Origin of the sequence: Mycobacterium intracellulare ATCC 13950, from assembly GCF_000277125.1 — a bacterium.
Classification (GTDB): domain Bacteria; phylum Actinomycetota; class Actinomycetes; order Mycobacteriales; family Mycobacteriaceae; genus Mycobacterium; species Mycobacterium intracellulare.
This window is the reverse complement of the sequence record NC_016946.1, coordinates 5,294,163-5,307,542: the sequence shown is the minus strand read 5'-3', so window position 1 is coordinate 5,307,542 and position 13,380 is coordinate 5,294,163. Positions and strand designations below refer to the sequence as shown.

The window sequence follows — 13,380 nt, the reverse complement described above, 5'->3', positions numbered from 1 at the left end:
CGCGGATCGACGTCAGCGCCGACCGCGCGGGTGCTCGATGTCGTCGAGCTCCTTGCGCGGTCCGGAAGCGCGCGGCTGCGGTTCTCCGACGTGGTGCGCGAGCTCGATCTCACGCAGGCGACGGCGCACGCCATCCTCAAGACCTTGTGCGACCGCGGCTGGGCCAGTCGCGATCCGATCGCGAAGACATTCGCGCTGGGGCCGGCGCTCGCCGTGGTGGCCGCCCGCACGGACACCGCCCGCCCGCTGGCCCACGCGGCGCGCTCGGCCGCGCTGCGCCTGTCCGGTGAAGTCGGCTACGCCTGTTCGGTGGTCGAGAAGTTCGGAGACTCCCTGGTGGTCACCGCATTTGAGGGCGAACCCGCCACCCAGCCGTCGGGCATACCGGGCGACCGCATCCCCTACGCACCACCCTTCGGGGTGGCGATGGCGGCCTGGGACACCGACGAGGAACAACGCGCCTGGATCCGCCGCGGCGCGGGCAGCAATGCCGATCGCACGCAGCGCCTGCAACAGGTCCTCGCACGGACGCGGGAACGGGGATTCGACATCGACTGGACGACACCCGCACTGGCCCAGGCCGTCCAGGTGGTCGGCACCTTGGACAGCAATGAGATGCCGACACCCGTGCGGCACATCATGGACCAACTGCTTGTCGAATTCACCACCATCGGGTTCCTTTCCGACGACAACCCCGGGCGTCGGAAGCAACCCGTGGTGACGATCGCCGCACCGGTCTTCGACGACCGGGGCCGCGTTTCCCTGATGGTGGCCGTGCACCCGTTGTGCCCGCTGAGCGCGCGGCAGATCCGGGACATCGGGGCGCATCTGACGGACGAGACGACGGCACTGAGCGGATTACCAGCATCAGCCGGGTAGCCTCGCCCCGGAGGCGAAAAGTCATGGCAGAGAACTACCTTGTGGACGAGCTGGCCCAATTCGTCGTCGGCGCGCAGGCGTCTGACCTGACCGGGCGGCCCCGTGCGCTGTTGACGCGCAACGTGCTCGACAGCGTCGCGTGCGCCGTCGGTTCGTTGAACGGGGAGCTCATCGCGACGGTCCGTGAACACACCGCCCAATTCAGCGGAGACCCGACGGCAACACTGGTCGGCGGAGGCCGGGCATCGGTGGACCAGGCCGCGTTCTTCAATGCGGTGCTGGTGCGCTACCCCGATCTGCTCGACACCTACCTGACCGTGGGAGGCCTGTGCCATCCCGCCGACAACTTCGGTGCCGTGCTGGCGGTGGCCGAGCACACCGGCGCCGGCGGCGCCGACTTCCTGCTGGCACTGGCGGTCGCCTACGAGGTCCAATGTCGTTTCAGCGCACAGGTTCCCGTGATGGCACGCGGACTCAACCATGCGCTGCAACTGGCGATGTCGGTGGCCGCGGGCACCGCGAAACTGCTCGGGCTCAGTGCCGAACAGACCGCCAACGCCATCGCGGCCGCCGCCGCCGACAATGTGTCGCTGGCGGGCGTGCATGCCGAACCGGTTTCCCACTGGAAGGGCGTCTCCCCGGCCAGCACCGGCATGCGCGCCGTCTACACGACGATGCTGGCGGCGCGCGGAGTCACCGGTCCCAAGTCGCTGTTCGACGGCCCTCACGGACTGGTCCAATTATTCGGTCAGCGAATCGATTTCCACACCGCCGACCGGGCACTGTCCTGCGTCGAGCAGACCTATCTGAAGCAGTACTGTTCGCTCATCCACGGCCAGGTGGTGATCGACGCGGTCCTGGCGCTGGGTGCCGAGAACAGTCTGCGCGGCGAGGACGTCGCGCGGGTCGGCCTCGAGGTCTTTCAGGGCGCATTCGACATCGCCGGCGGCGGTGCGTACGGCAACAAGGAGCACCCGCGCACCAAGGAGCAGGCCGACTACAATCTCAAATACCTGAGCGCGGTCGCCCTGATCGACGGGGGAGTCGGTCCCGAACAGCTTGAGACCGAACGGGTTCTGCGCGCCGACGTTCAGGACCTCTTGTCGCGGGTGGACGTCACGGCGGCCGACGATCTGACCGCGGGCTATCCGCAGCGCACGGAGGCGCGGGTGCACCTCAGGACGCACGACGGACGCGAATTCAGCCGCGAGCAGGACGATTACGAGGGATCACCCACCCGTCCGATGTCCTGGGATCGTGTCGTGGACAAGTTCTGGTGGCTCGCCGGGCCCTTTTGCGAGCGGGCGCTGGGTGACGAGATCATCGCGGCGGTCGCACGGCTCGACGAGATTCCCGTCGCCACGCTCACCGGACTGCTCGGCGCCGTGAGCCCCACCGCCCGGCGTCCGCGCACCGGGCCGCGCTTCTGACGCGCGCCCCCTTGCGCGTCCGGGCACGCGCGGTCGATGATCGGCCATGCCCAAAGAACGTGGCCTCAATCGGTGGGAGCTGGTTACCTGCGCGCTCGCGGGACACGTCACCTATGCGCCCGACGATCACGCGCTCGCGCAGCGGCTGAGCGGCACCACCGGTCTGGGTGAGGTATGGCGCTGTCTGCGGTGCGGTGAATTCACCGTCGGCCCGCCGCACGGACGCGGTCACGCCGAGGACGCGCCGATGATCATGCGCGGCAAGGCCTTACGCCAGGCCATCATCATTCGCGCCCTGGCGGTGGAACGCCTGTTCCGCGCGGTGGTGATCGTCCTGGCGGCCTATGCGGTGTGGAAGTTTCGCGGAGCGCGGGGCGCCATTCAGGCCACCCTCGACCGGGACCTGCCGATCTTCCGCGCCGCCGGTTTCAAGGTCGATCAGATGACCATCGTGCACGAACTGGAAAAGGCGTTGGCCGCCAAGCCGTCCACCCTGGCGTTGCTGACCCTGATGCTGGCGGCCTATGCACTGCTGGAGGTCGTCGAGGGCGTCGGCCTGTGGCTGCTGAAACGCTGGGGCGAATACTTCGCGGTGATCGCCACCTCGGTCTTCCTACCGCTGGAGATCCACGACCTGGCCAAGGGCATCACGATGACGCGGGTGGTGACGTTCACCATCAACGTCGCCGCGGTGATCTATCTGCTGATCTCCAAACGTCTGTTCGGCCTGCGCGGCGGGCGCAAGGCCTACGACGAGGAACGGCGCGGCGAGCAGCTGCTCGACGTCGAGCGGGCCGCGGCCAGGACCTGAATCTGCGGCGCGGTCCGCTATTCCGCCGCCGGTCTGGGATGAATGAAAATACCCTCGGCCTCCACCGTGACGCCGTGCTCGTCGGCCAGGTGACCGACGGCGAACGTCTTGACGCCCTCCACACGCTCGACATGAGCCTGGGCCCGTAGTGGCCGTCCCAGCGCCGTGGGGCGCCGGTACCGCAGCGTGAGCGTGCCGGTGAACGCGGGCTTGTCGGGCTGGTGCGCGGTCGCGCCCAGCACATGATCGAGCACCAGCGCGCACACGCCGCCGTGCACGGTGTCCGGCGGGCCCTCGTAGGCGGCGCCCAGCACGAACTCCGACCACACCAGTCCGTCGGGTTCGTGATGGATGACCAGCGGCGGTGCGATCGGGTTGCGCAGGCCCACCACCGCGTTGCCCCACGCGATGGTCTGGCCATCGGGATTGCGGTGCACGCCGAACGGCCCGGGCTTCAACGCCCCGCTCAATTCAGCTGCCGCACTGTCGATCTTGGACGTGGCCGCCGCCACCGCCGCGGCGCCGGCCTCGGTGCGGATGCTGATATCGATGAGCCGGCGAAGCGATTCGGCCAGCGGCGCGTAGACCGACTCGAGCTCGCCGAAGTCGATGCAGGGCGTTTGGTCATGCATCTTCGCAACTTAACTCAGGTGTCCACCCAGCGGGCGGCGCCCCTCGGAAGCGTCCGGCGGGCCGGGCATACTGCCTGGGGAAGGAGGACCTCGATGGGGACCTACGCGATCACCGGATCGGCGTCCGGGATGGGGCGCGAGACCGCCCAGCGCCTCCGGGACGGCGGGCACACCGTCATCGGAGTCGACATCAAGGACGCCGACGTCGTCGCCGATCTGTCGACGCCACACGGGCGTAGCGAGGCCGTCGAGCGCGTCCTGGCGGCATCGGGCGGCAGGCTCGACGGCGCCGTGCTTGCGGCCGGACTCGGGCCCAGTCCCGGGCCGGATCGCCTTCGCCAGATCGCCCAGGTCAACTATTTCGGGGTCGTCGACTTACTGACCGCCTGGCGGGCGGCGCTGGCGGCCTCCGGGCGCGCCAAAGCCGTTGTCGTCGCGAGTAATTCGACGACGACCGTGCCCGCGGTGCCCCGCCGGGCCGTGAGGTCCCTGCTCGCACACGACGCCGACAAGGCGTTGCGCTCGGTGCGGCTGTTCGGACCGGCCGCGCCGACCATGATGTACGCGGCCTCGAAAATCGCTGTCAGCCGTTGGATGCGGCGGCATGCGGTGCTGCCCGAGTGGGCCGGGTCCGGCGTGCGCCTCAACGCCCTGGCGCCGGGTGCGATCATGACTCCGCTTCTGGCCGAACAGTTGTCGGACCCACGGCAGGCCAAGGCCGTCGAATCGTTTCCGGTCCCGGTCGGTGGTTTCGGCGACCCGGGGCAGATGGCCGAGTGGATGTGCTTCATGTTGTCGGACGCAGCCGACTTCCTGTGCGGCACAGTCATATTCGTCGACGGCGGCACCGATGCCTATTTCCGGTCCGACGACTGGCCGAAGGCCGTGCCGGTAGGCCGATTGTTCGGGTACCTGCGCCGGTTCAGGGCCTTTCCATAAATCCTGCTGTTGCGCGCCTTTCGATACACCGGGAATGTGCGCTATCCCACAGCCTGGCTTTTCGTGACGTTTACCTCGGCGCGGCGTCCCCGCAAAACGGCTGTGGTGCAATTGAATGAATCGGCGCACGGCCGAAAAACAAAGGATCAACTGTGACCACTCTTCCGCCCTGGGTCAGCCAGGGCTCCGCCAACCTCGACGTGGTCGCGCCCCTGAAGGCGCGCGCCTGCGACGCGCTGTACGCGGTCCTCGGCAGCAAGCGGCGCCCGGGGGCCACCGCCCCGCGCATCATGCCCAGGGGCGTCGAACGCTGCTGACGCCCGTCGGTCAGACTGGTCAACGGTGCCTGAATACGCGAAGCACGACGACTACTGGAACCACAATTCCGCCTATCACCCGTGGCTGGTCGGCCTCGCCGCGCGGCGGCACGGCGATGTCCTGGACGTCGGGTGCGGCGAAGGGCTGCTGGCCCAGCGGTTGGCCCCGGTGTCCCGCAGCGTTGTCGGCCTCGATGCCGACCCGGTCTCGGTGTGGCGCGCGGCGCAGCGATTGCAGTCCATCGGCAACGCGTCGGTGGAACATGGGCGGTTCGAGGACCTCGATGAGGCCGAGCGGCGCTACGACCTGATCACCTTTGTGGCCAGTCTGCATCACCTGCCGCTGCGCGATGCCCTGCACAAAGCGCGTCAAATGCTGCGGCCCGCCGGGCAACTGGCCGTCGTCGGGCTGTCCGCCAACAAGAGCATCGCCGACTGGGTGTGGGCCGGCCTGTGCGTGCCGGGGGCGCGCGTCGGCGGGTTACTGCATCGGGAGACCCGCGACATCGGGGTGCCCGTTGCCGATCCCCGGGAGGGCCTCGACGAGATCCGGCGTGTCGCCGCCGACGTCTTACCCGGGGCCGCCATCCGGCGGGGCCTCTATTACCGTTACCGCCTACTGTGGCGAAACCGCTGAGCGCGTTGCCTTTTCGCGTTCGCGCCGGCGCGCCCGGGACGCCCGCAGGTTGACGGCGTTGCCGCACGTCTTGACGTCGTGCCAGACCCCGCTGTTGTTCTTCGAGCGGTCGTAGAACGTCGACCCGCACCGGTGGTTGTGGCAGCGCTTGATCCGCCGCCAGGTGTCGGCGTGCTGGCTCAGCAGGATTTCGCCCCACAACGCCGAGGCCAACCAGCGCCACCCGCTGCCGCTGGGATCAAGCCGCACCTCACCGGCATCGGACAGCCCGAAGGACGCGACGACACCGTGGGCGCCCCGAGACCTCGGCGGTTCGCCGTCCACCATCCGCTCGATGGTGGACCGCACCGCGCGAAGCCTGCCTAAATCCGCCTCACCCAGCTCCGGTGGCGACACGTCCACGCCGCGCGCGGACGACCAGGCCCGCACCGCGGCGTCCGCCCACTCGCGCGCCTGGCCCGGGTCGGCCAGCAGGTCCGGTCCGTACCCGTCGACGCCCCTCGTGTTGAGGAAGTCCTGGACCAAGCCCAGGCCTCCAGGCGCCGCGGCGCAGCCGTATCGCTGTGACGCAATCCACGATGAAGACATAGGCAAATACTACTTGACTGCGTCGCTAGCGACAACTAGCTTGACGTAAGCAAAGCAATTTTGCCTCAGTCAAAGGAGCAGGATCATGGTCAACGTCAACGGAGCGGCCGTGGTGGTCACCGGCGGGCAGCGCGGTCTCGGCAAGGCCATCGTGGCCGAGTTGTTGGACAGGGGCGCGGCGAAGATCTACGCGACGGCGCGGGTGCCGAAGCCCAGTGAGGACCCCCGCGTGATCGCCGTCGAATTGGACGTCACCCGGCCGGACTCGGTGGCCGCGCTGGCGACGACGGCGGCCGACGCGGACATCGTCATCAACAATGCCGGCGTTCTCGGCGCCCGGACCCTGCTCGACAGCGACATCGAACAGGTGCGAGCGGTCTTCGAGACGAACTACTTCGGCGCGCTGCGCGTCGCCAAGGCATTCGCACCCGTCCTGGCCGACAACGGCGGTGGTGCCCTCGTCGACATCGCCTCGATCCTGTCCTGGATGCCCGGATCCGGTGGGTACGGCGACTCCAAGGCCGCCCTGTGGTCGATGACGAATTCCCTGCGTGCCGAACTGGAGAAGCAGGGCACCCTGGTCATTGCCGCGCATCTCAGCTTCACCGACACCGACATGACCTCCGGCTTCGACGCGCCCAAGAACGACCCGCGCCAGGTGGCACGCGCGATCGTCGACGGCATCGAGGCGGACGACAAGGAGGTGCTGGCCGACGACGACACCCGCTACGTGAAGGCGGCGCTGGCCGGACCGGTCGAGGCGCTGCCCCGGATGCCGTGAACCGCCCGGCTCGACGTGGCCCGGCGCGGCGGGCGGCGCTCCGTGTTTGGATAGCGGTATGTCCGATACCGAACGCATCGTGACCGCCACCCGGGTCATGTCGGCCAACGTCGCGCGGATCTTCGAACTGATCGCCGACCCGTCGCGCCAGCCGAGCTGGGACGGCAACGGCAATCTGGCGTCATCGGCGCCCGGTCAGCGCGTGCGCGCAGTGGGTGACGTGTTCAAGACCACGCTGACCAACGGCGCGGTGCGGGAGAACCATGTCACCGAGTTCGTCGAGGGCAGCAAAATCGCTTGGCGCCCAGCCGAACCCGGCAAGCAGCCGCCCGGTCACCTGTGGCGCTGGGAGCTCAGCCCGGTCAACGCCGAGCTGACCACGGTGACCCACACGTACGACTGGACGGAGCTGACCGACGCCACCCGCCTCGAGCGCGCCCGCGCGACGACGACGGACATGCTGCGCGAGTCGATGGATCGGCTCGCCGCGCTGGCGCAGAGCGCCGAATAACAAGCCGCCCCGAAAAGTCAGCCCAGCTTGGCGCGCACCCACTGGAAGGTGCCGACGTTCTTGACCCGAACGCTGCTAAATCCGTTGTCTTCCAAGGTGTCGCCGATCTCGTCGTCGTCGAACGCGTGCGCCCCGACGTTGGGCAGCAGCTGCCAATAGCGGGCCAGCCGCCCGGCCGTCGGGACCATGATCGCCACCCTGCCCCCGGGCCGCAGCACCCGCGCGATCTCGGCGAGCGCGGCCTTCGGGTCCGGAACCAGTTGCAGCACGGCGGTCGACACCGCCGCGTCGAAGGTGTTGTCGCGCAGCGGAAGTCGCTGCGCATCGGCCTTGATGAAGCCGACCTGGGGCCCCGCCTCATTGCGGACGGCGCGGGCGAGCATCGGCTCGGAGATGTCGACGCCGAGGGCCAGCCCGTCGGGTCCGGCGGCCCGCGCCAGCGACGCGGTGACGTTGCCCGGTCCCGAGCCGACGTCCAGCGCGATACCGCCGGGCGGGATTTGCAACCACTCGAGCGGCAGCTGCCAGGCGCTGATCCACTGGCGAGCGAAGGCCTGGGCGTTGTCGTAGAGCATCGACCCGACTCGTGACGCCCACGCGGCCTGGATCGGGCCGGTGTTCTTCCCCACGCCGTCGTCGCCGGCCGAACCGGAGCCGAGCAGGTCGAGATAGCCGTGACTGACGTCGGGATCGGCCGGCGGATCGATGAGCAGGTCCAGCGCCCGCCGCAGCGCGGGAGGCAGCGTGATGTCCACGTCGGTCATGCGTAACTCCTTCGGGCGGCAGCCCCGAGCTGGACGCCAAATCGCACAGTGGGCTGGCGAAGATTCCCCCGTTGGGCAGCCTACGCCGCGCGCGGGGTTACCGGCGGACGGCGGCGTGCTCGCGGACGAGGGCGTAGAGGCGCCAGTAGCCCGGCACGCCCTTGAGGGCGGACTCGCCCCGGTCGCCGAAGCGGTGCCGCGATCCGGTGACGATGTCGCGCAGCGTCGAGGACACCAAGACCTCGCTCGGCCCGGCGAGGGCCGCCACCCGCGCGCCGATGTGCACGGCCATGCCGGCGATATCGTCCTTGCCGGCGCCGCGCACCTCGACTTCGCCGGCGTGGATGCCGACCCGCACCTCGATGCCCAGCACTTGCACCGCGTCCACGAGAGCGTCGGCGCAGGCGAGCGCGGCGCTCGGGCTGCTGAACGTCGCGACGAATCCGTCCCCGGCGGTGTTGACCTCGCGGCCGCCGAAGCGCTGCAGTTCGTGCCGCACGATCCTGTCGTGGTTGTCCAGCAGGTCGCGCCAGCGGTAATCGCCGAGCTCGGCGGCGCGCTCGGTCGACCCGACGATGTCGGTGAACACGATGGTCGTGAGCAGCCGCTCGGCGTCAGAGGCGCCGCGGATCCCGGTGATGAACTCCTCGATCTCGTCCAGCATCGGCCCGGTGTCGCCCACCCAGTACAGGACGTCTTCGCCGGGGAGCTCGACCAGGCGCGACCCGGGGATGCGCTCGGCGAGGTAGCGCGCGTGCCCGACGGGGCTGAACCGCGGGTTGTCCCGGTGCAGGATCAGCGTCGGCACGCCGACCCGGTCCAGCCGGTCGCGCACGTCGCCCTCGCGGATCTTGCCGATGAACGCGCGCGCCATGCTGGGCGACGCCGCCCGGTTGCCGGCCATGTCCCACCACGACCGGAACGCGTCGTCGTGCGCGACGCTGGGGGCGATGATGCCGAGGATGTCGAAGCCCCGCTCGACGGCGTCCGGCTCGATGGCGACGGTGGTGTAGGGGTCGGCCTCGGCGAGATCGGAGCCGAACGGGTAGTCGGGGGCGCGCAGCGTGCGCGCCTGGCCGTTCACGATCACCAGGCTGTTCACCCGCTCGGGGAAATCGGCGGCGAGAACCACCCCGGCCAGCGACGTGAAGCTCGGAGCCAAGATCGTCGCGCGCTCGCATCCGACCGCGTTCATGACCGCGATCGCGTCGTTGGCCCAGGATTCCGCGCCGATCATGTCCAGCGACGGGACCCGGGAGGACAGCCCGATCCCGCGTTGGTCGAAGCGGATCACCCGGCAGAAGGACGCCAGGCGCCGATGAAAGCGGTACATCGACGGCTCGCTGTCGACGCAGTCGATGGGGATGAACGGGCCCGGCAGCACGAGCAGGTCGATCGGGCCATCGCCGAAGACCTGATAGGCGATGTCGATCTCGCCGCAACTGGCATACCGGGTCCGTGGAGCCGCAGAACTCCCAGCCACGGGTCGAGCGTAGTTCAGGGCACCGACACCGCAACGGCCTTCAGGGGCCGATGATCGGAACCAGATAGCGGGCGGCGTACTCGCGCACCGCCGCCGGGTCCGAGGTGTCGAGCCGATCGGTGGGAAAGACGATTATGCCGAGCGCGACGCGCAGCAGGATGTCGGCGACGTTGTCCAGGTCGGTCCCGGACATCTCGGCGCCGCACCGCCGCAGGGTATGGGCGATCCCGTCGGCGAACTGGCGGATCGGGAACACGTGCGACCGGGAGAACATCCCGAACAGCTCCGGCTCGCTTTCGGCGATCCGCGAATACAGCGGCGAGTCCTGCACCAGGCGCACCCCGAGCGCGAACGCCTCGACCACGGCCTCCCGCGGATCACACCCCGCCGTGGCCTGATCGAGCGTGCTGAAGAACAGCTCGGCCTCGCGCCGCACCACCTGCCCGAACAGCTTCTCCTTGGTCGGAAAGCGGCGATAGATGGTGCTGCGGCTGACACCGGCCCGGGTGGCGACGTCGTCGATGTTGGCCCGACGCACGCCGTAGGTCTCGAACACGCCGCGCGCGGTGTCCAGGATGGTGCGATCGAGATCGGTCAGCGCCTCGGCGGAAGCGGAGTGAGAGGCCGAGCCCGGTTCGGACTGCATGATTGGCGGCATCGTATCAACTCCCCGGCACGGTTCACCGGCGCTTTTCGGCGCGAGGAAGCGGCGCGGCCCAGCGGCGATGTGCGGGGCCGCGGGACGGCTGCTAGGCTCTGAAACAAAGATACGACTTTGTGTCACTGGTTCACAACGCGTGGCCGGCTCAGCGCGTGCATGAGGAGGTGGGCATGACCGCCCAGAACGACGAACTCGCCGCCCCGAGCGCGGGATCGCGTTTCGACAGCGGCGTGCGCGAGGCCGTGCCCATGCCCACCGACGGCCCCGACTGGTCGGCCACCGACGACACGTCACCGCGCCTGGGACCCGATTCGTTGATCTGGAAGTTCTACGGAGACAACCGAACCCAGCTGTTCGGATTCCAGCGCACCGCCGGGGTCGAGAACTGCATCGAGCAGCTCGCGCAGGGCGTGCTGGACCACTCCGTGATCTTCAGCGACACGCTGGGCCGGGCCAAGCGGACCGCGCCTCCGCTGATGAACACGGTCTACTCCGAGGATCCCCGCGAGTGGGGGCGAAAGGTGCGGGACTTCCACAAGACCATCAAGGGCACGATCAGCGACGGCTCGCGGTATCACGCGTTGAACCCGGAGCTGTTCTACTGGGCCCACGCCAGCTTCGTCGACCAGGTCATCTACAACACCGACACCTTCATCCGGCGGCTGTCGCGCGCCGAGAAGGAGCAGATCTTCAACGAGGGCAAGATCTGGTACAGCCTCTACGGCGTCAGCGACCGCGGCCAGCCGCAGACCTACGACGACTTCGTGGCCTACTGGGACGAGATGCTGGACCGGTTCGTCCCGCACAAGACCGTGCTGTACGGCACCGGCTACATCCGCAAGGGCATCCCGGGCCCGCGCTGGATGCCCAAGCCGATCTGGAACGTGGTGTCGGCTCCGCTGAACGCCTATACCCGGCTGGTCGTCGTCGGAACGCTGCCGCCGCAGATGCGCGAGGTGTGCCAGCTGCACTGGGATGCCAAGAAGGAGAAGCGATTCCAGCGCTTCGCCGCGGTCATCCGGGCGCTCAACCCGCTGATCAACCGGCTCCCCGTCAAGGCGCTCTACACCCCTTGGGCGGCCCGGGCGTGGGCCCGCGCCGGCGTCGACCCGCGGAAGTTGCACAACCGGGCCGCCGCGGCATAATCCCGCCTCCGGCGGCCCGCCCTCCCAGGGTGCCGACCGTGACATCGCGCGGGTGGATAGGGCATCGTGGTTAGCCGGCTTCACAACGGGGCATTCCGCTGCGTCGGTCGGGTATGCCGGTCGAGCGAATCCGAAGGAGAACCGCGATGCAAATGACGGGCAATACGGTTCTGGTCACCGGCGGTGGTAGCGGAATCGGCCGCGGTCTGGCCGAATCTTTTCACCGGCTGGGCAACCAGGTGATCATCGCCGCCCGACGCAGCGACCAGCTACGGGCCGTCGCAGAGGCCAACCCGGGCATCCAAACCCTGTCGCTCGATCAGGGCGACGCCGCCGACATCCGGCGGTTCGCCACCGAGGTGACCGACCACTACCCGGACCTCAATGTGCTGATCAACAACGCCGGCATCCAGCGGGTCGAGGACCTCACCAGCGGCAATGTCGGCCTGGCCGAGCAGTCCGTCGCCATCAATCTGCTGGGCCCCATGCGGCTGACCGCGTCGTTGCTACCGGCGCTGCTGCGCAAGTCGCACGCCACCATCCTCAACGTCACGTCGGGCCTGGCGTTCATGCCCAGCGCGCTCACCCCCACCTACTGCGCCTCCAAGGCCGCGCTGCACTCCTACACCGAATCGCTGCGCTTCCAGCTGCGCGACACCTCGGTCCAGGTGATCGAGATCATCCCCCCGCACGTGCGCACCGCCCTGCAGGGCGAGCGGGGATTCGATCCCCGGGCGATGCCGCTCGACGAGTACATCACCGAGACGATGACGCTGCTGCAGACGCAGCCACAGGCCAACGAGATCGTGGTGGAGCGCGTCAAGATGTTCCGCTACGCCGAGCGTGACGGCACCTACGACGACATCTATCCGCGGTTCAACGAGACGATCACCGCCATGTTCGGCAGCTAGCGCCGCCGCCCGCGGGGCGCGGGCCGAGATCCCGTGTGACACAGGGCGATAAAACCCCGCCAGCGGGTTAGCCGCTCACTCTCCAAAACCGCCGTGCGGCGACGCGACCGACATCGCGCCGGGGCTACCCATGCCGAGGTGGCTGGAGGCGAAGGCGACGCCTTTGTCGATGATGGAGCCGTCGTCGGCGTAGGTGTTGTGGGCGGCGAAGTTCATGCCGTCGGAGCAGACGGGGTCTTCGGTGGCGCAGACTTTGAGGGTTTTGTCTTGGTAGGCGGGTCCGATGACGACGGGGGGTTCGCCGAGGAAGTTCATGGCGCGCACGTTGGGCATGCCGAAGAGCACGACTGAGGAGACGTGGTTGGCGACGTCGGGGGACAGGGGTTTGGGGACGGTGGCGGGGTCGATGCCTTCGGGGACGGCGGCGGAGGTGACAAAGCCCATGACGGCGGCGCCTTGGGAGTAGCCGCCGAGGACCATTTTGGTGTTGGGGCAGTCATGGGCCATGGAGACGACGTGGGCGCCGGCGTCGCGGATGCCGTCGATGCCGGTGTCCCATTGGTCGGTGGCGGGGTAGTTGACGGGGTAGACGTCGAAGGAGCGGTCGCCGACGCGTTGGTGCAGGGCGTCGACGAAGGCTTGGCCGGTGGGGCCGACGCCGGGTTCTTCGCCGGTGCCGCGGGCGAAGACCACTTGCACGTCGGGACATTGGGCGGCGGCGGTGGGGATGAGGGAACCGGAGACGGCCGAGGCGGCCATGCCCGATGCGGCGATAACTACTGCTGGACCAACGGAACGAACCATGTGACGCGCAAACATGCCGCCATTGTGCCCATTCGACACGCGGCCTAAACAATGGAAACGCCGAAATTACCGTGTTCTCATAAAAGA

The 13,380-nt window shown here is 68.6% G+C and carries 16 protein-coding genes; 10 read left to right on the top strand and 6 right to left on the bottom strand.

What is annotated here, in order from left to right:
* Window positions 1-30 precede the first annotated feature (30 nt).
* Genes OCU_RS49530 through OCU_RS49520 form a run of 3 tightly spaced genes read left to right on the top strand, consistent with a single transcriptional unit; the run spans window position 31 to window position 3,120 of the window.
* Window positions 31-879 carry a helix-turn-helix domain-containing protein gene (locus OCU_RS49530; protein WP_009954471.1) on the top strand — a complete coding sequence of 283 codons (849 nt, stop codon included), beginning with the start codon at window positions 31-33 and terminating at the stop codon, window positions 877-879.
* A 41-nt stretch (window positions 880-920) separates the two neighbouring features.
* The gene (locus OCU_RS49525; RefSeq protein WP_014381521.1) at window positions 921-2,309 is read left to right on the top strand and encodes an MmgE/PrpD family protein; all 1,389 of its coding nucleotides are present in this window, start codon (window positions 921-923) and stop codon (window positions 2,307-2,309) included.
* Between the two features lie 46 nt (window positions 2,310-2,355).
* Complete coding sequence (locus tag OCU_RS49520; RefSeq protein WP_009954469.1) at window positions 2,356-3,120, top strand: DUF2127 domain-containing protein; 765 nt, start codon at window positions 2,356-2,358, stop codon at window positions 3,118-3,120.
* Between the two features lie 17 nt (window positions 3,121-3,137).
* Here OCU_RS49520 and OCU_RS49515 read toward each other — a convergent pair whose 3' ends face one another.
* Window positions 3,138-3,752, bottom strand: a complete 615-nt coding sequence (locus tag OCU_RS49515) for a PaaI family thioesterase (protein ID WP_008262317.1) — start codon at window positions 3,750-3,752, stop codon at window positions 3,138-3,140.
* Between the two features lie 93 nt (window positions 3,753-3,845).
* Here OCU_RS49515 and OCU_RS49510 point away from each other — a divergent pair, with 93 nt between their 5' ends.
* The 3 genes from OCU_RS49510 (at window position 3,846) to OCU_RS49505 (ending at window position 5,645) form a co-directional block, all read left to right on the top strand.
* On the top strand, window positions 3,846-4,691 hold the full coding sequence (locus tag OCU_RS49510) for an SDR family oxidoreductase (protein ID WP_009954467.1): 846 nt from the start codon (window positions 3,846-3,848) through the stop codon (window positions 4,689-4,691).
* A 152-nt stretch (window positions 4,692-4,843) separates the two neighbouring features.
* Window positions 4,844-5,008 carry a hypothetical protein gene (locus OCU_RS51465; RefSeq protein ID WP_009954465.1) on the top strand — a complete coding sequence of 55 codons (165 nt, stop codon included), beginning with the start codon at window positions 4,844-4,846 and terminating at the stop codon, window positions 5,006-5,008.
* A gap of 25 nt (window positions 5,009-5,033) precedes the next feature.
* Window positions 5,034-5,645 (top strand): class I SAM-dependent methyltransferase, encoded by a 612-nt coding sequence (locus OCU_RS49505; RefSeq protein ID WP_009954464.1) that lies wholly within the window; start codon window positions 5,034-5,036, stop codon window positions 5,643-5,645.
* Here OCU_RS49505 and OCU_RS49500 read toward each other — a convergent pair.
* Window positions 5,625-6,170, bottom strand: a complete 546-nt coding sequence (locus tag OCU_RS49500; RefSeq protein ID WP_009954463.1) for a CGNR zinc finger domain-containing protein — start codon at window positions 6,168-6,170, stop codon at window positions 5,625-5,627. The genes OCU_RS49505 and OCU_RS49500 overlap by 21 nt on opposite strands.
* 148 nt (window positions 6,171-6,318) lie before the next feature.
* Here OCU_RS49500 and OCU_RS49495 point away from each other — a divergent pair, with 148 nt between their 5' ends.
* The gene (locus OCU_RS49495; RefSeq protein WP_009954462.1) at window positions 6,319-7,014 is read left to right on the top strand and encodes an SDR family oxidoreductase; all 696 of its coding nucleotides are present in this window, start codon (window positions 6,319-6,321) and stop codon (window positions 7,012-7,014) included.
* A 58-nt stretch (window positions 7,015-7,072) separates the two neighbouring features.
* A complete protein-coding gene (locus OCU_RS49490; RefSeq protein ID WP_009954461.1) occupies window positions 7,073-7,525 on the top strand; it encodes an SRPBCC family protein in 453 nt (150 codons plus the stop codon).
* A gap of 17 nt (window positions 7,526-7,542) precedes the next feature.
* On the opposite strand, the gene OCU_RS49485 is transcribed toward OCU_RS49490, so the two are convergent.
* The 3 genes from OCU_RS49485 to OCU_RS49475 all read right to left on the bottom strand — a co-directional run bounded on the left by OCU_RS49485 (window position 7,543) and on the right by OCU_RS49475 (window position 10,418).
* Window positions 7,543-8,289 (bottom strand): methyltransferase domain-containing protein, encoded by a 747-nt coding sequence (locus OCU_RS49485; protein ID WP_008262302.1) that lies wholly within the window; start codon window positions 8,287-8,289, stop codon window positions 7,543-7,545.
* 97 nt (window positions 8,290-8,386) lie between these two features.
* The gene (locus OCU_RS49480; protein ID WP_009954459.1) at window positions 8,387-9,772 is read right to left on the bottom strand and encodes an adenylate/guanylate cyclase domain-containing protein; all 1,386 of its coding nucleotides are present in this window, start codon (window positions 9,770-9,772) and stop codon (window positions 8,387-8,389) included.
* Between the two features lie 40 nt (window positions 9,773-9,812).
* Complete coding sequence (locus tag OCU_RS49475; RefSeq protein WP_008262290.1) at window positions 9,813-10,418, bottom strand: TetR/AcrR family transcriptional regulator; 606 nt, start codon at window positions 10,416-10,418, stop codon at window positions 9,813-9,815.
* A 185-nt stretch (window positions 10,419-10,603) separates the two neighbouring features.
* Here OCU_RS49475 and OCU_RS49470 point away from each other — a divergent pair, with 185 nt between their 5' ends.
* Both OCU_RS49470 and OCU_RS49465 read left to right on the top strand, forming a co-directional pair.
* Window positions 10,604-11,578, top strand: a complete 975-nt coding sequence (locus tag OCU_RS49470) for an oxygenase MpaB family protein (protein ID WP_044059251.1) — start codon at window positions 10,604-10,606, stop codon at window positions 11,576-11,578.
* A 146-nt stretch (window positions 11,579-11,724) separates the two neighbouring features.
* Window positions 11,725-12,489, top strand: coding sequence for an SDR family oxidoreductase (locus OCU_RS49465; protein ID WP_008262286.1), 765 nt, complete (start codon window positions 11,725-11,727; stop codon window positions 12,487-12,489).
* A gap of 75 nt (window positions 12,490-12,564) precedes the next feature.
* Here OCU_RS49465 and OCU_RS49460 read toward each other — a convergent pair whose 3' ends face one another.
* A complete protein-coding gene (locus OCU_RS49460) occupies window positions 12,565-13,308 on the bottom strand; it encodes a cutinase family protein (protein WP_036429697.1) in 744 nt (247 codons plus the stop codon).
* Window positions 13,309-13,380 lie beyond the last annotated feature (72 nt).